We start from the raw sequence: 20,761 nt of genomic DNA, 5'->3' as shown, positions 1-20,761 counted from the left end.
TTTATGCCAAAGTCAACTTTTCCTGCCATAATGGACTTTACACACCCTTTGACCGATGTTATACTTTGGGCGAATTATGCTGACCGCTGGTAAAATCAGGCTGCTTCTGGCATTGGCAATTGTTGCTGCAATTGCCTGGCTTATGGTTGTATCCATGAATAAGTTTTCTTCTCATGGCCAATCATCATCTCGGGCGATCTCCGATGGAGAGCGGCAGGCAGATCTGACTTTACGTGGAATGCGCGTCCATGAAATCTCAAACGGCAGTTCGAGGTGGACGCTTATTGCGGAAAAGGCGGAATATGACACCAAGAGTTCCCGGGTCAAACTCGCCGATGTCAGGCTATCGGTGGCTCCTGTGGACAAGTCTCTGGGGGAACTGGTGCTGAACTCTCCCACTGCGACTTACCACACCGGAACAAAGGACGTTTATCTGGCCGGAGGGGTGAAGGCAAAAAGCAGCAGAGGCATGGAGTTTGCCGCCAGTTCGGTGCATTTTGTCGGTAAACGGGGAGTTGTGACTACATCTGATCCTGTCAGGTTTACAGATGATGAACTTATGTTAGAAGGAAAAGGAATGGAGTACATTGTGGCAACTTCCGCTTTCAAGGTAATGCGCGATGTGACTGCCACATATAAAGCTGGTAAGCTACCGTGAGATATTTTTCGGCCTTGCTTGCCTCATTACTCTTGACCGTTGTTATCGTTCCTTCAGTGTTAAGTACACCGGTACCACCAGGGGTAAGAAGCGATCAACCGATACAGATCAAGTCGAATGAGCTTTCATCTGATGGTAACGGCAAGGTTGCTGTTTTCAGTGGTTCGGTCGTAGCGCGCCAGGGGGATGTGACAATTTACTGCGATCTGTTGAGGGTTCATTACGGGGCAAAAGAGCGGGACATCGCCAAAGTCGAAGCGGTTGGGAATGTCAGAATTGTTCAGGGTAACCGCCAAGGCCTTGCCGGCCGGGCGCTATTTGACAATCAGGCGGGTACTATCATCCTTGAGGAAAATCCAAGGGTCAGCCAGGGAAATGATACCATTACCGGGAAAGTGATCACGTTCTATCTCAATGAGCAGAAAAGCGTGGTAACCGGTGGCGCCGGCCAAAGGGTGGAAGCGGTGATAAGCCCCAAAGGTACAGGGATTAATGTCGGCAGCAAACCCTGACCATTGTCTGAAAGCCCAAGGTCTCCGGAAGAGTTACGGAGGAAGGGAAGTGGTTAGGGGGGTGGACCTGGAGGTCTCCTCCGGCCGGGTAATAGGGCTTCTTGGTCCAAACGGCGCCGGCAAGACCACCACCTTTTACATGGTTGTCGGGCTCTGTCGGCCTGACAGCGGGAATGTACTTCTTGACAATGATGACTTGACGAATTTGCCGATGCACAAAAGGGCCAGGAGGGGGATAAGCTATCTCCCCCAGGAACCTTCGGTCTTCCGCAAGATGACGGTCAGGCAGAACCTCCTGGCAGTACTGGAGATGATGGATATCCCGCGAACCAGCCGCCGAGAGCGGGCTGAAGAACTGCTGAATGACCTGGGTATCGAGCATGTTGCGTCAAGCCCCGGTTTTGCCCTGTCAGGCGGGGAGCGGCGGAGAGTCGAGATCGCAAGGGCACTGGCCACTAATCCGTCTTTCATACTGCTGGATGAGCCGTTTGCCGGAATCGATCCGATTGCGGTTGCCGATATCCAGGGGATTATCGGCGGACTCAGCCGCAGAGGGATCGGAATCCTGATCTCGGATCATAATGTCAGGGAAACTCTGGGTGTCTGTGACGCCGCCTACATTGTTAACTCGGGCGAAGTTCTCGAGTATGGCGATCCTCGGCAGATAGCGGAAAGCAAAAAAGCAAGAGAGATTTATCTCGGCGACTCTTTCAGGTTGTAAAATGAGGTTTCATGGCTATTGAGATGCGTCAACAGATGAAGATGGTCCAGCAGTTGGTGATGACCCCCCAGCTGCAGCAGGCCATCAAGCTTCTTCAGCTATCCAGAATCGAGCTTCAGGATGTAGTTCGGCAGGAGCTTGAAGAAAACCCTGTCCTTGACGAATCGCTGGAGCAGGAAGAGATTCGCGACGTTGACCAGTTCGAGTTGCAGGAGAAGGAGGAGCTGCCACCCGCCGACACCGGGGATTTCAAAGAGGTGGCAGCCGGTGAGGAGACCCGCACCGATCTTGATTGGGAATCCTATCTTGAGGGTTACAACTACAGCGCTGGGGAACAGTATTACGACGATGATGATGAACGTCCTTCTTACGAGAATATCCTCACAAAGAAGGGGACCCTCTTTGACCACCTGGTATGGCAGTTGAATCTGAACCGGTTCACTGACCGGGAGAGGACGATTGGCGCAGAGATCATCGGGAACATCGATGAAGACGGATACCTGCGAACGACTGCGTCTGACATCGCCCTGGTTTGCCAGGCTGAGGAACAGGAAGTTGAGGCGGTGATTGGGCGGATTCAGGATTTCGATCCTGCCGGAGTCGGCGCCAGGGACCTCAGGGAGTGTCTGCTCCTGCAGGTTCGCAGCCTCAACATGTGTGGAACGATTGTTGAAGGGATACTTCTTCACCACCTGAAAGATCTCGAACAGAGAAAATATAAACCTATTGCAAAAGCGCTCGGCTGCGACGTGAACGACATCCTTCTGTCCGCCCGGCTCATTGCTTCTCTGGATCCTAAACCAGGCCGCATCTATGGCCAGGAAGATATCCAGTATATCTCCCCCGATATATTTGTTTATAAAGTCGGCGAGGAGTATGTGGTAACACTGAACGAGGAAGGTCTTCCCAACCTGAGGATCAATCCTCTTTACGCCCCGGAGCCAAAAACGGAGAAGTCTGAAAAGTCTGAAAAGTCTGAAAAGTCTGAAAAGTCTGAAAAGTCTGAAAAGTCTGAAAAGGATAACGGCGGCGCAAAGGTTGACGAATACCTGAATGACAAGATGAGATCGGCCATGTGGCTCATCAAGAGCATTCACCAGCGGCAAAGAACGATTTACAAGACTTCGAAGAGCATCGTGAAATTTCAGCGGGAGTTCTTCGACAAAGGGATTGAGTATCTCAAACCTCTGGTTTTGCGGGACGTTGCCGAAGATATCGGCATGCACGAGTCCACAATCAGCCGGGTTACGACCAACAAGTACATGCAGACCCCGCAAGGCCTGTTTGAGTTGAAGTATTTTTTCAACAGCGGGATTTCCACTTCAGATGGCGATTTTATCGCCTCGGAAAGCGTTAAGAACAAGATCAAGGAGATCCTGGAGAACGAAGATCCCAGAAAACCTTACAGCGACCAAAAGCTTGCCGAGCTATTGTCGGCGAACCAGATTAACATTGCCCGCCGCACCGTCACCAAATACCGTGAGATGCTCCGCATCGGCTCATCATCGGAGCGTAAAAGGCTTTTCTGATCCTAGCAGCACCTGGCACCAAACGATTGCGGGGAGCAAGCCGCGAAACGTGCCGTTATCATATGAACACCGACACAGGAGGAGTAACCATGCAAATTTCTACTACGTTCAGGCACATGGAACCGAGTGACGCCCTGAAAAGCTACGCCGAGGAAAAACTTGAAAGGATCAGGAAATATATTGATGAACCTGTAGTGGCACAGGTCTACCTGACTGTGGAAAAAATCCGCCATATCGTTGAAATCTCCATCAATGCCAAGGGTGTCAGCACCAAGGCATCGGAAGCCACCAACGACATGTATGCTGCGATCGATGCCGTTATTGACAAAATCGAGCGTCAATTGAGGCGGTACAAGGAGCGGCTTAAGGGTCACAAGCCTGCCGAGGCTCCGGAGCGTCAGGTTCAGAAAAAGATCATCGCCGCAGAAGATATTGAACAGAGCAAGGAGCCGGTTGTAATCAAGACCAAAACTGTTTCCATCAAACCGATGTCCGTTGACGAGGCGGTCATGCAGATGGATCTCCTCCACAAGGATTTCCTTGTATTTACTGATGCTGGTTCCGATAGCATTAATGTAATTTATCGTCGGCGCGACGGCAATTTTGGCCTTATAGAAACCGCCAAGTGATAAAGTTCCGACTTTATCCTTAGCGACCTTGAACATGAAGGATTTATTCCGGTTTGACACAGAAGACGTGATCCTGAATCTGTCAGCTTCGTCCAAGGACGGCGTGCTGTCAGAATTTGCCGCCAAGGTGGCGGAAAGATGTTCCCTGCCTTCAGGCAAAGAAATTCTTCAGTTGCTGTATGAAAGAGAGAGACTGGGGAGTACCGGGATCGGAGACGGAATAGCAATTCCGCACTGCAAATCACCGGCGCTTGATGCGCCGGTGATTCTGTTTGGTCGGAGCGATTCCGGGATAGATTTCAGAGCGGTCGACGACAAACCGGTCAGGCTTTTTTTCCTGCTGATCACCCCTGAAGGCGCTGCGGGGACGCATCTTAAACTGCTGTCGCGCATCTCACGTGTTCTGAAAGGAGCGGACTTGCGGAACCGGCTCCTGGATGCTACGACTGCAGAAGAGATAGTTGATATTGTGAGGGGGCAGGAGAGCATCAGATGACCGCTATCAGCCTTTCAATCGAAGATCTTCTCAAAGATGACGAGTATGGGCTGGACCTTAGGCTGTATTCCGGCGAACAGGGGCTGGCGCACCGTCTGTACAGCTCCCGGATTCAGAAGCCGGGGCTGGCGTTGACCGGTTATACCGAGCATCTCCACCCCGACCGTCTGCAGGTGCTCGGCAATACCGAAATATCCTACATGCTCCAGATCCCGGAGCAGCAAGCGGAAACAAGCCTCAGAAAACTCTGCTCTTTTCCGATCTCCTGCTTTATCGTCACCAAGGGTCTTGATCCACCCCCCATGCTCAGGCGGGTAACGGAAAAATCAGGGATTCCCCTTCTGGTCACCTCCCTGCAATCATCCACATTTATCTCACTCATAACCAAATTTCTGGAAGAACGTCTTCTCCCGACTACCCATATTCATGGGGTGCTGGTTGATGTACTGGGAGTGGGGGTTCTGTTGCTCGGCAAGAGCGGCATCGGTAAAAGCGAGTGCGCACTGGACCTGGTCATAAGGGGACACCGCCTGGTTGCGGACGATGTTGTATTCATAAAGAAAAAGATGCCGGCAGCCCTGGTGGGGCAGACTGCGGAGACTATTCAGTATCATATGGAGATCCGGGGGCTTGGAATCATTAATATCAAGGATCTTTTCGGTGTTTCTTCCATCAGAGAGAAGAAGATAATTGACATGGTCCTGGAACTTGTCGAATGGAATCCCCAGCAGGAGTACGATCGCCTCGGCATTGACGAACAAGTCCATACGATCCTCGGGATCGATCTTCCGCACCTTATAATCCCTGTACGGCCTGGGCGGAACCTGACTTCGATTATCGAGGTTGCGGCCCGAAACTATCTCCTCAAAGGGATGGGTTATCATTCGGCCAAGGAGTTTCATGAGAAGCTCATGGCCAGGATGGAAATACGCCCCATTGGTGCCGAGGTGGAGTGACATGAGGATCGTCGTAATAACCGGGCTGTCGGGCTCGGGAAAATCCACGGCAGTAAAGGCCCTTGAAGACGAAGGTTTTTTTTGCATCGATAACCTTCCGGTAACATTGATTCCGACCTTCATCGAGTTGGTCGAGCGCTCCAAGGACCAGGTACGCGATGTTGCTCTGGTAATGGATATTAGGGGGAGGGATTTCCTCAAGGGGTGGGAAGAGATCCTTCTTGGGCTTAGAAATCTTGGCCACAACCTCGACATTCTTTTCTTCGACACTACCGACGAAGTTCTAATCAGGCGCTTTTCCGAGACGCGGCGGCGTCATCCGGCTTTGCCCGGGGCATCGGTGCCGGATGCCATTCGATTCGAGAGGGAGTCACTGGCCGGTCTGCACCGGATCGCCACAAGGGTTTTCGATACTTCGGAAATGAATGTTCATCAGTTGAAGGAGACCGTACTCGCCTATATTCGCGGGGAGGAGGGCACGGCAAAACGTCTTGCCGTCCATATTCAATCGTTCGGGTTCAGGTACGGGATTCCGCTCGATTCCGACCTGGTTATAGATGTCCGGTTTCTGCCAAACCCATATTTCGTCGAGGCATTGAAAAAATTCAGCGGCCAGGACCGAAAGGTCAAGGGGTTTGTTCTCGAACAGGCGATTACCCGGGAGTTCCTGGTTCGGTACCGTGGCCTCCTGGATCTCCTTCTCCCCGGATATCAGCGGGAAGGGAAAACACACCTGACCCTGTCAGTTGGATGTACCGGCGGTCGGCACAGGTCAGTGGTCATAGCTGAAGAGTTGGCAGGGTATTTTACCGACAAGAACGTGGAGCTTAAGGTTTCGCACCGCGATATAGAAAAGGGATGATCAGATGATTGGAGTTGTTATTGTGACCCACGCAGGACTTGCACGGGAATTGCTTGCCGCTGCAGAGATGATCGTTGGTCCGATCGAGAAGGCTGAAGCTGTTGGCATCAATCCCGGCGACCCGGTGGAAGAAATCCGCGCTGCCATAGAAAAAGCGATGGTAAACGTCAACACTCCTGAGGTGCTCCTGATGACGGACATGTTTGGCGGTACTCCTTCAAACATGAGCCTCTCGTTTCTCGAAGAAAACCGGGTCGAAGTTCTGACCGGCGTAAATCTACCTATGCTGATCAAATTTTTCAGCGATCGCAATAGATGCGGCATCTCCGAACTTGCTGCACAGTTAAAAGGGTGCGGTCGGGAGAGCATTTCAGTTGCCGGAGACTACCTCCGCTAGTTGAATGATTGTTGCTGTCCGGCCTGCACTGCCGCTCGCTCCAAAGCGCAGTGTGCTCGTGTTACTTGATTGCGCGTCTTTGCCAGGACGCTCCGCTTGGAAACTTTTCATGCTTATCAGTTTCAGGCGTTGTCGATAATTAAACCAATAAGGGAACTATTTGCGATATATGCTCGAACAGGAATTCACCATAGTAAACAAACTCGGACTTCATGCGCGCGCTTCGGCCCTTTTTGTGAAAACGGCCATGCCTTTTGCCTCCGAGGTAAAAGTGGCCCGGGAGGATGTAGAGGTTAACGGCAAAAGCATCATGGGGATCATGATGCTGGCAGCTGCCAAGGGGAGCACCATAAGGCTGAGGGTCGAAGGGGGCGACGAGGCAGAGGCCATGGCGGCACTGGGGGAACTGATCAGAAATGGGTTTGGCGAAGAATAGCAAACGACAAATTCAGGGTGTCGGCGCTTCACCCGGTATAGCGATCGGACAGGTTAAAATCACCGATCGCAGCCGCGTCGCCATTCATGAGGAGTATCTGTCGGCTAGCGAAGTGCCGGGAGAAGTCCTGCGCCTTATCGAAGCCCTGGAGCAGGCCAAGGATGAATTTGTAGCGGTCAGGGAACAACTTGCCGAAGAACATGGGCCGGAGCACCTGTACGTTATCGATACCCACCTGATGATGCTTCAGGACAGTATGTTCAAGCGCGAGGCGCTCGCTCTGATAGAGTCCGATGCTATTAATGCTGAATGGGCACTCAAAAGGACAATCCTGAAGTTTCGCGATTTTTTCGCCGCCATAGAGGATGATTACCTTCGCGAGCGGGTCGGTGACATCGAAATCGTCGGGGAACGGGTTCTGCGGAAACTGGTGGGAAAGCAGCACGAATCACTCAACAATGTTCACTCCCTCTCTCTTGTAGTTGCGCATGACCTCTCGCCTGCTGACATTCTCCAGATAGACCGGCAAAAGATCATCGGATTTGTTACGGACCTGGGGGGCAAGACCTCTCATTCGGCTATTCTTGCCCGGTCGCTGGAGATTCCGGCCGTAGTTGGCCTGGAACGGATCACCTCGGAAGCGAATGATGGGGAGATCATGATCATTGACGGTTCTGCCGGCATTGTGATCATCAACCCGGACGAAGAAACGTTCCGCGAATACCTCAAACGTAAACAGCATTATGAATACATCGATCGGGAGCTTGCCAAACTGCGTGACCTCCCGGCAGTTACCTCGGACGGCTATAGGATCAGTCTCAAGGGGAATGTTGAGTTCATCGAAGAGATCCCATCCCTCAAGGAGCACGGTGGTGAGGGGATCGGCCTTTACCGTACTGAAATGCTCTTTTTCAACCGGGAAGAACTTCCCGGAGAAGAAGAGCAGTTTGCGCACTATGCGGCAATAGTAAGGGAAATGGCGCCAAAGCCGGTCACTATACGCACCTTGGATGTCGGTGGCGACAAATTCGTCCCGGATCTCAACCTGGACGACGAACTAAACCCGGCTCTGGGGCTGCGCGCTATCCGGCTTTCGCTGCGAAAACCCGAGACGTTCAAACCGCAACTCAGGGCCATACTGCGTGCCAGCGCCCTTGGGAAGGTCAGGATTTTCTTTCCGATGATCTCGGGTGTTGTCGAGATCCGGGCAGTAAAGAAACTGCTTGAAGAAGCAAAGCTGGAACTCCAATCAGAGGGGGTGCCGTACGACCGGAATATCGAGATCGGCATTATGATCGAGATCCCCTCTGCGGTAATAATTGCCGATCTCCTCGCCCAGGAGGTCGATTTCTTCAGCGTTGGCACAAACGACCTGATTCAGTATTCCCTGGCAATCGACCGCACCAACGAACATCTTGCCAACCTTTACGAACCGTTGCATCCTGCGGTGCTCCGTTCACTGAAGATGGTCGTCGATGCTGCGCATGCAGCCGGAATAGACGCCTGCATGTGCGGAGAGATGGCTGGAGAGTCCCAATATCTACCCATCCTCCTTGGTCTCGGCTTTGACGAACTCTCCATGAACTCCATCTCGATCCCCAGGGTCAAGGAGATCCTGCGCCGCTGCTCTCTGGCAGAAGCGGAACAGCTGGTTACAAAGGCGCTCACCTTTCGCACTGCCGAAGAGATCGACGGCTTCCTCAAGTCCGAGATCACGGCCCGCTATGCCGGCAGCTTTGATTGAGCCGGGACCATCTGCCGGTCAACCCCTTATGAAACGTCATGTCATAGTGGATGTCGAGACAACCGGCATGTCGACGAAAAACGGTGGCCGGGTGATCGAGATTGGTGCCGTTGCCGTAGAGGGGGGAGAAATCGTTGCCGAACTTACCTCCCTCGTCAACACCGAAACCCCGATCCATTGGGGTGCCCAGAGGGTGCACGGCATCTCGGCCGCCATGCTGCGCGGCAAACCAGCCCCTGAAGATGTATGGCCATCTTTTATCGAATTCTTTGCAGACTCTCCCATGGTTGCCCACAACGCCCCATTCGACAGCGGTTTCGTCCGCCATGAACTCTCTCTTATCGGACTGTTCCTCCCCAATACTTGGCACTGCACCGTGCGCCTGGCCCGTAAACGCCTGCCACATCTCCCCAACCACAGGCTCGAAACCGTTGCCCGCCATCTTCTGGGCGACATACCCGCCGATTGCCGCCTCCACCGCGCCCTTGACGACGCCAGGATCACTGCGCAGGTCTGGTTGGCACTGGCAACATAGAGTCGTTACTGAGGGAGATGGAGCTGTTAGTGTTGGCATGGCTATGGAGTTTTCCCACTTGACTTCCTTATGGATGAAAGCTATAAATTACAGTCTTTTCAGAATATTGCGGGTCAACAGATATCAAGGAGGAGCACACCATGCAGGAGATGGACGATTTCATCTTTACATCCGAGTCGGTATCAGAGGGGCATCCGGACAAGGTTGCGGACCAGATCTCTGATGCTATTCTCGATGCAATTCTCGCTCAGGACCCCACATCAAGGGTTGCCTGCGAGACCATGGTCACAACCGGGATGGCGGTCATTGCCGGCGAGATTACCACCAACGCCATAGTCGATTATCCGAAGATCGTGCGCGAGACCATCAGGGAGATCGGCTACAACGATTCGGCCATGGGGTTCGATTGGGAGACCTGTGCGGTTCTCACCTCAATAGACAAGCAGTCCCCGGACATTTCTCAGGGTGTGACCGAGGGTGAGGGGCTGTATAAAGAGCAGGGCGCCGGTGACCAGGGGCTGATGTTCGGTTATGCCTGTACCGAGACCAAAGAGCTGATGCCGATGACCATCCAGTTTTCGCACCAGCTGGTGAAGAAGCTCGCCGACGTCCGCAAGTCGGGGCTACTCAATTTTCTCCGGCCTGATTCAAAATCCCAGGTTTCCATCCAGTACATCAACGGTAAACCGGCGTATGTCGATACCGTGGTCATCTCTTCCCAGCATACCCCTGACGTAACCCATGACACCATCAAAGAGGGGATTATCGAAGAGGTCGTGAAAAGGGTCATTCCTGCAAATATGATCAACGACAAGACCCGTTACCTGATCAACCCGACCGGACGCTTTGTCATTGGTGGTCCGATGGGAGATTGCGGCCTGACCGGGCGCAAGATCATTGTTGACAGCTACGGCGGTCACGGGGCTCACGGCGGCGGCGCCTTCTCTGGCAAGGATCCCTCCAAGGTCGATCGCTCGGCAGCCTACATGGGGCGCTATGTGGCGAAGAACCTGGTGGCTTCCGGGGTGTGCGATAAGTGTGAAGTGCAGGTTTCCTATGCCATTGGCGTGGCGGAACCGGTTTCGGTTCTGGTTGATACCGCCGGTACCGGCAAGATCCCATCCAAGAGGATTGCCGAAATCGTCCGCGAAGTGTTCGACATGAGGCCGCGGGCCATCATCCATCAGCTCGACCTGCTCCGGCCGATCTACAAAAAGACCGCGGCATACGGGCACTTTGGCCGTGAACTGCCGGAATTCACCTGGGAGCGGACCGACAAAGCGGCGATCATCAAAGAAAAAGCGGGTATCTGAAAGCCTTTATCGTAACCCGCAACAAACACAATGGCCGGGGGAGCAATCCTCCGGCCTTTTTTGCTGAATTTATCCTTCTCCCCTAGCGCCGCGAGAACCGGTACCCCACACCTCTTACGGTCTGGAAATAGACCGGGTTTGCCGGGTCTGGCTCGAAGTATTTCCGGAGCCGGACGATGAAATTGTCAAGTGTCCTGGTCTCGGCGTCGGTAGCATACCCCCAGACTCGCTCCAACAGCTCTTTTCTCGGTACTGCCTCCCCCTCCTTCTGGAAGAAGAGTGCGAGCATTCTCACCTCCAGATCGGTCAGGTCTACCTCTCCCTGCGCGGTGCGGGCATGGTAGGAGAGGAGGAACACCTCGTTATCCCCGAAGCGGTAGGCCTCCTCCACCGGATCCGGGCGATACCAGGAGGAACGCCTGAGCATTCCCTTGACCCGAAGCAGGAATTCGTTGAGACTGAACGGTTTGGTCAGGTAGTCGTCGGCGCCGCTTTCGAGCCCGGTAATCCGGTCCCCCTCGTCGGAACGGGCTGTGAGGATGAGGACCGGCACTTTTGTGTCTGTTTTGCGGATCTCGCGGCAGACCGCAAAGCCATCCATGCCGGGAAGCATCACATCAAGGATAACCAGCGAGAAGCGGTCCACCCGCAGCCGTTCTAGCGCCTCTTCACCGCTCTCGACGTGACTGACGCGATACTCTTCCATCTCCAGGTTGAAGCAGATCCCGCGTGCGAGGTTTATCTCGTCCTCCACCAGCAGGACGTGAGGCTTGTCATCGGCCATAGGAATGAGCCCCTTTCACTCGGACAGCGGCAGGGTGATGACAAACCTGCACCCCTTGCCGATCCCTTCGCTGAATGCCTCCACCTTCCCATCATGCTCGGTCACCACCTGCTTTACGATATACAGCCCCAGACCGGTTCCCCTGATGTTCTCTCCCGGTAGCCGCACCCTGAAAAACTTCCGGAAGATCTTTTTCAGGTATTTCGGCTCAATCCCCATGCCGTTGTCCTGGAAGGTCAGAGTGCAGCTGCTGGCAGTCCGCTTCAGCGTTACCTTGATCTCGGGCGAGACCGGCGAATAGAGGAGGGCATTCTCGAACAGGTTTCTCAGCACGGATTCCATCCCCTCCGAGTCAACGGCAACGTGGATATCCTCCTCGATGTCAAGTGAAAGGCTTCCCCCTTCCGGCAGCGCCGGCCGCTTGCGGTCAAGGTACTGGCTGACGAATTCCGAGAAATTGATCTGGTGCAGTGATGTGGCGCGGCGACGGTCCTCGAGCCTTGCGGCCATGAGAAGATTGTTGATGAGGGTATGAAGCCTGTCGGTGTCGGCAAGCATGGTGTCGAGAAACCGCTCCAATTTTTCCGGCGAAGGGTTGCGCAGGCGTATCGTTTCGAGATGGAGCTGAATGGAGGCAAGAGGAGACTTCAACTCATGGGTGACCTGCGAGATATAGCTTTTCTGCTGCGTGTAGAGATTCGACTGACGCCTCCAGAGCAGGAACAGCACATACACTCCGACCAGGATCACGATGAGAAGGAGCAACCCCTCTACCAGGACGATCCAGTCCATCCCCCTCATGGCAATATCGGGACGGTAGCGCTCTGCAATGGCCCTGAACTCTTTGTGCCGTCCGACGAACCAGTAAATCCAGAACACGACGACCAGCACCCACACAAGTTGAATGCCGATGAAGGTAATAATCGGGCTGAAAAGTTTCCTGTACCAGCGCATGGTCTCTGTGTACCACCATAGGCGGCAATCCGCAAGCCGAGCTTTTACATTTCTATTACATACCATCCCCCGGCATTCTGGTACTGTTAACATACGGAACCGAACTGAGAGGGGGATGGATGGGATGGTGAAGCCGCTGAAGATAGGGAAATATGAGGTGCGTTATCCGTTGATCCAGGGGGGGATGGGGGTACGGATCTCCGGTGGATCATTGGCCGGCCATGTTGCCCGTTGCGGCGGGGTCGGAATTGTTGCCGCGGCAGGCATTGCCCTTGGCAGTGAACGGTTTAACGGGAATAATTACCTCAAGGCCGATCTCCAGGCATTGCGTGATGAGGTCGAGAAGGCCTGCCGTATAGCCCCTGACGGGGTTGTTGGTGTGAACGTCATGGTGGCGCTTTCCGATTACGAGGATCTGGTAAAGGCTGCCATTGAAGGTGGCGCCAAGGTGATCATCTGTGGCGCCGGTTTGCCGCTTAGTCTTCCCGGGCTCACCGCCCATGCCCCTGATGTGGCGCTGGTTCCGATCGTTTCATCGGTAAAGGCCGCGCAGCTGATAGCAAAAAAATGGGACAAGGGGTTCAGCCGTCTTCCGGATGCCGTTGTTGTCGAGGATCCCGATACTGCCGGAGGCCACCTCGGCGAGAAGATGGAAAACATCGGTAACGGGACTTATGACCAGTATGCCACGGTTCGTGGCGTAAAAGAGTTCTTTATTGCGGAATACGGCGTACATGTGCCGGTGATAGCAGCGGGTGGAGTGTGGGATCGGGCGGATCTGCTGCATGCTCTTGAGCAGGGTGCCGACGGGGTTCAGATGGCCAGCCGTTTCGTGCCGACTGTCGAGTGCGACGCTGCCCCGGAGTTCAAGCAGGCATACCTGGACTGCCGCCAGGAGGATATCGGGCTGATTATGAGTCCTGCCGGTCTCCCTGGTCGGGCAATCCTTAAGAACCAGGATGATATCGTCATTTATGACCAGCTCCAGCATACAGTCTGCGACAACGGCTGCCTCAAGAAGTGTTCCTTCAAGGAGTCAGGCGAAAGGTTTTGCATCGTGAAGTCCCTGGATCGTGCCCAGAAGGGGGATGTCGGGAGCGGGTTGGTCTTCTGCGGCACCAATGCCTGGAAGGCCGACCGGATCACCACGGTTCAGGAGATATTCGACGAACTGTTCGGAGTGGAAGCAGCTGAGGAGGCTGTGGCCGCCTGATATTTAAAAATCAATTTGCATGTTTGAGGCATGGGCATGGAAGCCGGGGGGATACCTCCGGTTTTTTTTGTGCCGACGGGAAATAATACAAATTGTTGGTATAATGTACCAAAGTTTTAGTGTGTATTGACATAAGGGGGGAGCTTTATGGGGACCATCAAGTCGAAGTTGCTTCTGAATGCGGTTATTTCCCTGTTAATCATCGCAACGATTATTGCCGTGAACTATGCAGACCTGAGAAGGATTATCGGGTTGCAGGAAGAGGTTGCCAAGTGTGCCGAAGACACTCTGACAATTTCGACGGCGGCAAGATCCGGCCTCTCTTTCTATTGGGGCACAGCCCAGATAATCATTACCAGGGATTTTAATAAGCTGGAAAAGGAATGGCCGGATTTCAAGGAGCGTAACCTGAAGCGGCTCGACGAGATGGACAAGGCGGTAAAGTCAGCTGAGGAGAAGGCCTTGGCCCAGGAGACGCGCACCAGCGTCAAGGAGATAATTGCCACATTTGATTCCAAAGTTGTCCCGGTGCTCAAGAGTTCCAATGCCGTAACTCCCGAAGTGGCGGCACTTGAGAGGGATATGAATAGGCACGTGACCATAATACGGGAATCGACCTTCAAGATGCTGGAGCTATTGAAAAAAAGGGAGAAGCAGATCGAGCAAGATCTGAATAGTTTGATACGGAGTACGATCACAAAATCTCTTGTCATTGGATTTTTCGGTATTCTGATACAGTTCGGCATGGCGGGGTTCATCTATCGCTCCATCATTATACCGGTGAGTGCGATGGTTGCCATAGTGAAAGAGATGGCGCAGGGTGAAGGTGATCTCACGAAAAAGGTTGGGTATGAAGGGAAGGACGAACTCGGTGCGCTTGGTGGATATATCGACCAGTTTGTGGAGAAACTGCATGATATTGTCAGGAATGTTATCAAAGACAGTATCAAGGTTGTCATAAGCTCCAACAAGGTTCATATCCTTGCCGAGGCGATCACAAAGGAGTCCGATGCCCTTGCCGCCCAGGCAGCGACTGTTGCGACTGCCAGCGAAGAGATGTCAGCCACTTCCAACGACATTGCCCAAAACTGTATGCAGGCCGCTGAAGGGGGATCTGTTGCCACAAAGGTTGCGGCGGAAGGTTCGTTGATTGTTCAGGAGACTGTTGCCGGGATGAATCGCATTGCCGGAATGGTACGCAATGCCGCTACGACCGTTGACAGTCTCGGAGCGCGTTCGGACCAAATCGGCGCAATTGTCGGGACTATCCAGGATATTGCTGATCAGACCAACCTGCTTGCTCTGAATGCGGCAATTGAAGCGGCCAGAGCCGGTGAGCAGGGGCGAGGCTTTGCCGTTGTTGCCGACGAGGTGAGGGCTTTGGCCGAACGTACTACCAAAGCGACGAACGAGATAAGCGTAATGATAAAAAGTATTCAGAGCGAAACTAAAAGTGCGGTGGAATCGATGGAGCAGGGGGTGCATGAGGTTGAAAAAGGCTCTTCTGACGCCGTCCGTTCCGGTGAAGCCCTCCAGGGGATTCTCGACCAGATCAACTCGGTAAACCTTCAGATCAGCCAGATTGCCACTGCGGCCGAGGAACAGACGGCTACCACTTCGGAAATATCCGGCAACATCCTTGATATCACCGAGATTGCCCGCAAGACCTCATCCGGATCGCATGAAGCTGCCAGGTCGTCTAATGAGCTGCTTGCCCTGTCCGAGGAACTTATGGCCATACTGGCAAAATTCAGGGTCGATGAAGACCTGTCCATGGTCCTTAATCGGGCCAAGAGCGCACATATGCTCTTTGTCGGAAAGATCAAGGCTCATCTTGACGGTTTCAGGAAGGTTGACCCCAATGCCCTCCCCACCCACCTGACCTGTGCATTCGGCAAGTGGTGCCAGACAAAGGGGCAGGAGACCTGCGGGTCTTCTCCTGCTTACAGGGAGATTGATGCTCCCCATGCCAAGGTCCACGAACTGGGCAAACAGGCGGTGATTGCATATAATTCCGGCGATAGGGTGCGTGCCTCAGACCTCTGCGGCGAAATGACCGACACTTCCTTGAAGCTAATCGCCATACTCGACCGGCTGGAGGGTCATAAGGGGTAATTCTCACCAATCTTTAACCCTTCACGGGGGGAGTTCTCCGGAACTTCCCCTTTTTTGTTCACTCTTATCGAACAACTTGCAAATAAAGCTGCCTCGTAGTACATATTCAAGCTGCAATTTGCAGATTTCTTTCATAGGAGAAGATAAATGTCACAGGATTTCATCATAGCAGGTCTCTCACTGGCAGAGTGGGGGAGAAAAGAGATCAGGATCGCCGAGACCGAGATGCCCGGTTTGATGGCCATTCGCGAGGAGTTTGCCGCGACGCAGCCGCTGAAGGGGGCGCGGATCACCGGCTCGCTGCACATGACCATCCAGACCGCAGTACTCATCGAAACCCTGACTGCCTTGGGGGCAGAGGTCCGCTGGGCGTCGTGCAACATATTCTCTACCCAGGATCACGCCGCGGCTGCAATTGCACAGGCCGGCGTGCCAGTTTTCGCGGTAAAGGGCGAAACCCTGGTCGATTATTGGGACTATACTCACAAGATTTTCGAATGGCCCGACGGCGGCTTTTCCAACATGATCCTGGACGACGGCGGCGATGCCACCCTGCTCCTCCATCTGGGCACCAGGGCGGAAAAAGATAGTTCAGTGCTAGCCAATCCCGGCTCAGAAGAGGAGACTATTCTCTTTGCCGCAATCAGGAAAAAGCTTGCAACCGATCCGACCTGGTATTCTACGCGCATCGCCCGGATTAAAGGGGTGACTGAGGAGACCACCACCGGCGTGCACCGCCTCTACCAGATGCATGAGCGTGGAGAACTTCGGTTCCCGGCCATCAATGTCAACGACTCTGTGACCAAATCAAAGTTCGACAACCTGTATGGCTGCCGTGAATCGCTGGTGGACGGAATCAAGCGGGCTACCGATGTTATGGTGGCTGGTAAGGTTGCCGTGGTCTGCGGTTACGGCGACGTGGGCAAAGGGTCGGCACAGGCGCTGCGGGCGCTGTCGGCCCAGGTCTGGGTAACAGAGATCGACCCGATCTGTGCCCTGCAGGCTGCCATGGAAGGGTACCGGGTAGTGACCATGGAGTATGCAGCGGACAAGGCCGACATCTTCGTTACCTGTACCGGCAACTTCCATGTCATCACCCATGAGCACCTGATCAGGATGAAGGATCAGGCCATTGTCTGCAACATCGGCCACTTTGATAATGAAATTGATGTGGCGAGCATAGAGAAGTACCAGTGGGAAGAGATCAAGCCCCAGGTGGATCACATTATCCTCCCTTCCGGCAATCGGATCATCCTGCTGGCCAAGGGAAGGCTGGTGAACCTGGGGTGCGCAACCGGACATCCCAGCTACGTTATGTCCTCCTCCTTTGCCAACCAGACCATCGCTCAGATCGAGATCTTCTGCAATCCGGGCAGATACCCGGTGGGGGTCTACACCCTGCCGAAGCATCTGGACGAGAAGGTGGCCCGGCTGCAGCTCCGAAAACTGAACGTGCAGCTCTCCACACTGACGCCGCAGCAGGCAGACTACATCGGAGTCCCTGTTGAGGGGCCCTACAAGGCGGAGCATTACCGCTATTAGTCCGCATGGAGTCCAAAGTTAATGAGGGCGGTGTCGCAAGATACCGCCCGTTTTCGTTTTCCGGATGATGGACTGCGGGTGCAGAGTGATTGTCTCGACCGCTAGGTCATCCGGGCAAACATGGGTGATCTATCTGGATATTCTCCTGAAGTCCGGCAGTTTCTACCCCTCTTACAGCGTAAATCCCCGGTGCATTTCGCCAATACCCTTGGAAATCAAGTCCATAACCGAATAGGAAGCGGTCTTCCGTTTCAAGGCCAGTGAAGTCGGCTCGGAAACCGGGCGAAACCTTGCGGTCGTGTCGTTTATAAACCAGGACAGCGAGCATCACATCGGCTGCCCCCTGTTCACGGCACCACTCCGCAATTGCCGCCAGAGTCACCCCCTCGTCCAGGATATCGTCCAGCAGGAGGACTGTGCGGTCGCGCAGGTCCTGTGCGGGTCGAGACACCCAGTTGAGGCTGGAACCTCTGGTTGCAGCACCGTATCGTGTGGCATGAACGTAGGTAAGCTCAAGCGGGAAGACCAGCCTGGTCAGAAGCTGCCCGGCAAAGATGAGCCCGCCGTTCATGACGCAGATGACCAAAGGGAGGGCATCTTTCAGGCAAGATGTGATCTCTATTGCCATCCTGTCGATGGCGGCAGATACTTCGCGCTCGCCGACCAGGAGGTCGGCATCCTGCAGCACCTTGTTCGCTTCTTCAATTGTCATTTCCCACTCCAAGTTTTTACTGATCGACAGCATAATCCAAATTGGCGGCGACTCCAATATAAAACCTTTATAATTTCATTAAACTTGGTTCTGTTTTTGCTTAATTAATTTGAGCATGTTTGTGCGATAAATCGATAGGTTAACAGCTCGATTTATGTGGCAATTGTTCGCCCAATGATATTAATCTGTTACTGGTCCTATTTAATGAGTTGATGATGGTTTGTTTGGGGGCATAGTGTTAATAGAAACGAAACGAGCTGTTCAATTACTGATCAGCTGATCTTTTTGATTCCGCGTTTTCCCCATATTTAACAGGAGATGACCATGAGAAGGTTTCAATATGTGAAGTACATCACCGGGCTGCGCAAGTTATTTTGGTTTAGCTCGGTGTTCCTGATAATCAGTGCCGTCACCTCGGTTAGCGAGGCGCGAACGCTGTCAGGAAGGATCAATAATCCGAATTTGACCCCTTTGCAAGGTGGAACTGTCTCCGTTGTGGTGCCGGACCTCACACCCAGCGCTCCGCAGGAAATCTATTATACGACCACGAACACGGATGTTTCAGGGAGTTTCTCGGTCTCCGGGATTCCTACAGATATTCGTTTTGCTGCCAAGGTAGGGGGAGAGAGCTGTGCCGGTTGTCTTAGTTCGTACAGCGCTTTGATCGACAGCGGAACTGCTGCGGCCACAATAGCTATGGATATGGTTAACTTGAATGCCCTTCAAGGTTGGGTTGCACTTACGCAGGATAATCGCTTTCTGGATGGGGTGATCAGAGGGCGCGTCTTGAACCCATTGGGGAATCCTTTGGGTGGTGCTACGATATCGGTTGCTACTCTTAATCAACAGGGCTCACCTCCGAGTGTTTATTATGGAAGCTTACAGAGTGGTGAACCATCAACTCTACTCACGAGCACGTCGGGCAGCGGGGTTTTTTATGTAGTCGGCGTAGACGATTTCAATGTCATAACCGTGTCGCTCAAAGATGGCGACTCGTCTATTCCGGTCAGTTATCTGGTGAGGACCGGGGCCGTCAGCCAGGGGGACGTTACCGGCCAGCATGTTCCGGTGATCAACTGGGCCACTCCTGCCGATATCACCTACGGCACCACCTTGGGTGGCGCTCAGCTCAATGCCACCTTGTCCCATGATAATTCGCCTCTTCCGGGAAACTGTATCTATTCGCAACCTTTGGGCGCTATCCTCGGGGTCGGCTCCCAAGACCTGTCGGTAACTTGTACGCCGACAGACAGCGTTAATTATGAAACGGTATCGAAGACCGTCATAATCAAGGTGAACAAGGCACCACTCACGGTTTCCGCCGAACCTGCCAGCAGGGCATACGGCGATACCAATCCGGTATTTGTCCCCGCATACACCGGGTTCGTAGCCGGGGAGGATGCATCGGTCCTGACTGGTGCCCCTCTGCTGACTACAGTTGCAACCGCGACGAGCCTGGTCGGAAATTACACCATAAATGCAGCTCTTGGCACATTGGTATCGGACAGGTACCAGTTTCAATTTACCCCTGGAACTCTGACCGTAAACAAGGCATTGATAGCCGTGAGAGCGGATGACAAGTCCAGGCCTTACGGACAGCTGAATCCTGCTCTCACCTTTACGTATGCCGGTTTCAAAAACGGTCAGATCGCTACGGTCATTACCGGCACCCCGGCCATGAGCACGACAGCTGAAATATCAAGCGCTCCCGGTGATTACGATATCATCCCGTCAGTCGGAGGGCTCCAGTCCGTTAACTACGCATTTACCCCGGTAAACGGAACTCTGACCATTCTCCCTTATTCGTCTGGCGTCACAGTCACGAGCAGCAAGCTATCGGCCGCATACGGCAGTGCCGTCACCTTCACGGCCAAAGTAGTGCCGGCGTTAGCGACCGGGACGATCCAGTTCAAGGTCAACGGTGCAAATGAAGGTGCACCGGTAGACCTGGTGAATGGGGTAGCCACCAGTGCTTCTGTGGTCAAGGTGGTAGGCAGTTATGCCATAACGGCAGTGTACAGCGGCGATGCGAATGTTGGGAACAAGACTTCTGCAGCGATAACCCAGGCAGTGACTAAGGCGGTACTGACAGTAACTGCGGACAACAAGAGCAAGGTATACGGGACGGTCAATCCTGCACTCACGGCGACCATCACCGGTTACGTGAATGGAGATGACAGCAGTGTTCTCACTGGGATCTTGGGGACCACCACGACCGCGGCGACTGCGTCTAGCGCTGTGGGGAGTTATGCCATCACCCCCGTACTGGGGACAATTGGGGCAGCCAATTACAGCTTTAAGACGGTCGCTGGCAGTTTAGCAGTAACCAAGGCAGCGACAAGCGTTGCCGTGGCATCAAATCTCAATCCGTCGGTCTATGGTCAGAGTTTGACGCTGACTGCCACGGTAACGCCGTCGACAGCCAGTGGTACGGTTCAGTTCAAGGTAGGCGGTGTCAACTTTGGTGCGCCAGTGGCTGTCAACACAACAACCGGGAAAGCGGTTCTTGCCACAACGACCCTGCCGGCCGGGAGCTCGAATATCACGGCAACGTACAGCGGCAGCACGAACTATACGGCCTCCATGTCGGACCCGTTGGTGCAGACGGTTGATAAGAAAGACCTTACTGGTTTGGTGCTCACCAAGAGCACGG

The 20,761-nt window shown here is 53.6% G+C and carries 20 protein-coding genes; 17 read left to right on the top strand and 3 right to left on the bottom strand.

Annotated features, from left to right (window positions below):
* The first annotated feature begins 76 nt into the window (after positions 1-76).
* From lptC to metK, 13 genes are all read left to right on the top strand, one after another.
* Positions 77-658 (top strand): LPS export ABC transporter periplasmic protein LptC, encoded by a 582-nt coding sequence (gene lptC / locus OR1_RS05205; RefSeq protein ID WP_052440270.1) that lies wholly within the window; start codon positions 77-79, stop codon positions 656-658.
* Positions 655-1,170, top strand: coding sequence for a lipopolysaccharide transport periplasmic protein LptA (gene lptA, locus OR1_RS05200; RefSeq protein ID WP_237754228.1), 516 nt, complete (start codon positions 655-657; stop codon positions 1,168-1,170). The genes lptC and lptA overlap by 4 nt, the downstream gene beginning before the upstream one ends.
* Positions 1,151-1,891, top strand: coding sequence for an LPS export ABC transporter ATP-binding protein (gene lptB, locus OR1_RS05195; protein WP_041970481.1), 741 nt, complete (start codon positions 1,151-1,153; stop codon positions 1,889-1,891). The genes lptA and lptB overlap by 20 nt, the downstream gene beginning before the upstream one ends.
* An 11-nt stretch (positions 1,892-1,902) precedes the next feature.
* A complete protein-coding gene (gene rpoN, locus OR1_RS05190) occupies positions 1,903-3,420 on the top strand; it encodes an RNA polymerase factor sigma-54 (RefSeq protein WP_041970480.1) in 1,518 nt (505 codons plus the stop codon).
* A gap of 89 nt (positions 3,421-3,509) precedes the next feature.
* On the top strand, positions 3,510-4,049 hold the full coding sequence (hpf, locus tag OR1_RS05185; protein WP_041970479.1) for a ribosome hibernation-promoting factor, HPF/YfiA family: 540 nt from the start codon (positions 3,510-3,512) through the stop codon (positions 4,047-4,049).
* Between the two features lie 34 nt (positions 4,050-4,083).
* Positions 4,084-4,545, top strand: coding sequence for a PTS sugar transporter subunit IIA (locus tag OR1_RS05180; protein ID WP_041970478.1), 462 nt, complete (start codon positions 4,084-4,086; stop codon positions 4,543-4,545).
* Positions 4,542-5,501, top strand: a complete 960-nt coding sequence (gene hprK / locus OR1_RS05175; protein ID WP_041970476.1) for an HPr(Ser) kinase/phosphatase — start codon at positions 4,542-4,544, stop codon at positions 5,499-5,501. Before OR1_RS05180 ends, hprK begins: the two co-directional genes overlap by 4 nt.
* A gap of 1 nt (position 5,502) precedes the next feature.
* Positions 5,503-6,363, top strand: a complete 861-nt coding sequence (gene rapZ, locus OR1_RS05170) for an RNase adapter RapZ (RefSeq protein WP_041970475.1) — start codon at positions 5,503-5,505, stop codon at positions 6,361-6,363.
* Positions 6,364-6,367: 4 nt separating this feature from the next.
* Entirely contained in the window at positions 6,368-6,760 is a 393-nt protein-coding gene (locus OR1_RS05165) for a PTS sugar transporter subunit IIA (protein WP_041970474.1), read from the top strand.
* Positions 6,761-6,929: 169 nt separating this feature from the next.
* Positions 6,930-7,196: an HPr family phosphocarrier protein gene (locus OR1_RS05160; protein WP_041970473.1), complete on the top strand. Its 267-nt coding sequence runs from the start codon at positions 6,930-6,932 to the stop codon at positions 7,194-7,196.
* Positions 7,177-8,940 carry a phosphoenolpyruvate--protein phosphotransferase gene (gene ptsP, locus OR1_RS05155; RefSeq protein WP_041970471.1) on the top strand — a complete coding sequence of 588 codons (1,764 nt, stop codon included), beginning with the start codon at positions 7,177-7,179 and terminating at the stop codon, positions 8,938-8,940. The genes OR1_RS05160 and ptsP overlap by 20 nt, the downstream gene beginning before the upstream one ends.
* A 28-nt stretch (positions 8,941-8,968) precedes the next feature.
* Positions 8,969-9,475 (top strand): PolC-type DNA polymerase III, encoded by a 507-nt coding sequence (locus OR1_RS05150; RefSeq protein ID WP_041970470.1) that lies wholly within the window; start codon positions 8,969-8,971, stop codon positions 9,473-9,475.
* A gap of 140 nt (positions 9,476-9,615) precedes the next feature.
* Positions 9,616-10,788, top strand: coding sequence for a methionine adenosyltransferase (gene metK, locus OR1_RS05145; RefSeq protein ID WP_041970468.1), 1,173 nt, complete (start codon positions 9,616-9,618; stop codon positions 10,786-10,788).
* A gap of 82 nt (positions 10,789-10,870) precedes the next feature.
* Here the strand turns inward: metK and OR1_RS05140 are convergent, their stop codons facing one another.
* Both OR1_RS05140 and OR1_RS05135 read right to left on the bottom strand, forming a co-directional pair.
* The gene (locus tag OR1_RS05140) at positions 10,871-11,572 is read right to left on the bottom strand and encodes a response regulator transcription factor (RefSeq protein ID WP_041970467.1); all 702 of its coding nucleotides are present in this window, start codon (positions 11,570-11,572) and stop codon (positions 10,871-10,873) included.
* A gap of 15 nt (positions 11,573-11,587) precedes the next feature.
* Positions 11,588-12,526, bottom strand: a complete 939-nt coding sequence (locus OR1_RS05135; RefSeq protein ID WP_041970466.1) for a sensor histidine kinase KdpD — start codon at positions 12,524-12,526, stop codon at positions 11,588-11,590.
* A 124-nt stretch (positions 12,527-12,650) separates the two neighbouring features.
* Between OR1_RS05135 and OR1_RS05130 the strand changes: the two genes are divergently transcribed.
* The 3 genes from OR1_RS05130 to ahcY all read left to right on the top strand — a co-directional run bounded on the left by OR1_RS05130 (position 12,651) and on the right by ahcY (position 17,396).
* Complete coding sequence (locus OR1_RS05130; protein ID WP_152609815.1) at positions 12,651-13,739, top strand: nitronate monooxygenase family protein; 1,089 nt, start codon at positions 12,651-12,653, stop codon at positions 13,737-13,739.
* Positions 13,740-13,886: 147 nt separating this feature from the next.
* Positions 13,887-15,854: a methyl-accepting chemotaxis protein gene (locus tag OR1_RS05125; RefSeq protein WP_052440269.1), complete on the top strand. Its 1,968-nt coding sequence runs from the start codon at positions 13,887-13,889 to the stop codon at positions 15,852-15,854.
* 147 nt (positions 15,855-16,001) lie between these two features.
* The gene (gene ahcY / locus OR1_RS05120) at positions 16,002-17,396 is read left to right on the top strand and encodes an adenosylhomocysteinase (RefSeq protein ID WP_041970464.1); all 1,395 of its coding nucleotides are present in this window, start codon (positions 16,002-16,004) and stop codon (positions 17,394-17,396) included.
* A 106-nt stretch (positions 17,397-17,502) separates the two neighbouring features.
* Here ahcY and OR1_RS05115 read toward each other — a convergent pair whose 3' ends face one another.
* On the bottom strand, positions 17,503-18,108 hold the full coding sequence (locus OR1_RS05115) for a hypoxanthine-guanine phosphoribosyltransferase (protein ID WP_041970463.1): 606 nt from the start codon (positions 18,106-18,108) through the stop codon (positions 17,503-17,505).
* Between the two features lie 324 nt (positions 18,109-18,432).
* On the opposite strand from OR1_RS05115, the gene OR1_RS05110 reads away from it, so the two are divergent.
* Positions 18,433-20,761 (top strand): MBG domain-containing protein (locus tag OR1_RS05110; RefSeq protein WP_041970461.1); only part of this gene is annotated, 2,329 nt, incomplete at its 3' end.

Source organism: Geobacter sp. OR-1 (assembly GCF_000813145.1).
In the GTDB taxonomy this organism is placed as follows: domain Bacteria; phylum Desulfobacterota; class Desulfuromonadia; order Geobacterales; family DSM-12255; genus Geoanaerobacter.
Note: the sequence above shows the minus strand (reverse complement) of the source record. Positions and strands in the feature narration are given on the sequence as shown.

Excerpts from the sequence above, each read along its gene's own strand:
- lptC (WP_052440270.1), top strand. The coding sequence starts at position 77 with ATGCTGACCGCTGGTAAAATCAGGCTGCTTCTGGCATTGGCAATTGTT.
- lptB (WP_041970481.1), top strand. The coding sequence starts at position 1,151 with ATGTCGGCAGCAAACCCTGACCATTGTCTGAAAGCCCAAGGTCTCCGG.
- rpoN (WP_041970480.1), top strand. The coding sequence starts at position 1,903 with ATGGCTATTGAGATGCGTCAACAGATGAAGATGGTCCAGCAGTTGGTG.
- hpf (WP_041970479.1), top strand. The coding sequence starts at position 3,510 with ATGCAAATTTCTACTACGTTCAGGCACATGGAACCGAGTGACGCCCTG.
- OR1_RS05180 (WP_041970478.1), top strand. The coding sequence starts at position 4,084 with ATGAAGGATTTATTCCGGTTTGACACAGAAGACGTGATCCTGAATCTG.
- hprK (WP_041970476.1), top strand. The coding sequence starts at position 4,542 with ATGACCGCTATCAGCCTTTCAATCGAAGATCTTCTCAAAGATGACGAG.
- rapZ (WP_041970475.1), top strand. The coding sequence starts at position 5,503 with ATGAGGATCGTCGTAATAACCGGGCTGTCGGGCTCGGGAAAATCCACG.
- OR1_RS05165 (WP_041970474.1), top strand. The coding sequence starts at position 6,368 with ATGATTGGAGTTGTTATTGTGACCCACGCAGGACTTGCACGGGAATTG.
- OR1_RS05160 (WP_041970473.1), top strand. The coding sequence starts at position 6,930 with ATGCTCGAACAGGAATTCACCATAGTAAACAAACTCGGACTTCATGCG.
- ptsP (WP_041970471.1), top strand. The coding sequence starts at position 7,177 with ATGGGTTTGGCGAAGAATAGCAAACGACAAATTCAGGGTGTCGGCGCT.
- OR1_RS05150 (WP_041970470.1), top strand. The coding sequence starts at position 8,969 with ATGAAACGTCATGTCATAGTGGATGTCGAGACAACCGGCATGTCGACG.
- metK (WP_041970468.1), top strand. The coding sequence starts at position 9,616 with ATGCAGGAGATGGACGATTTCATCTTTACATCCGAGTCGGTATCAGAG.
- OR1_RS05140 (WP_041970467.1), bottom strand. The coding sequence starts at position 11,572 with ATGGCCGATGACAAGCCTCACGTCCTGCTGGTGGAGGACGAGATAAAC.
- OR1_RS05135 (WP_041970466.1), bottom strand. The coding sequence starts at position 12,526 with ATGCGCTGGTACAGGAAACTTTTCAGCCCGATTATTACCTTCATCGGC.
- OR1_RS05130 (WP_152609815.1), top strand. The coding sequence starts at position 12,651 with ATGGTGAAGCCGCTGAAGATAGGGAAATATGAGGTGCGTTATCCGTTG.
- OR1_RS05125 (WP_052440269.1), top strand. The coding sequence starts at position 13,887 with ATGGGGACCATCAAGTCGAAGTTGCTTCTGAATGCGGTTATTTCCCTG.
- ahcY (WP_041970464.1), top strand. The coding sequence starts at position 16,002 with ATGTCACAGGATTTCATCATAGCAGGTCTCTCACTGGCAGAGTGGGGG.
- OR1_RS05115 (WP_041970463.1), bottom strand. The coding sequence starts at position 18,108 with ATGACAATTGAAGAAGCGAACAAGGTGCTGCAGGATGCCGACCTCCTG.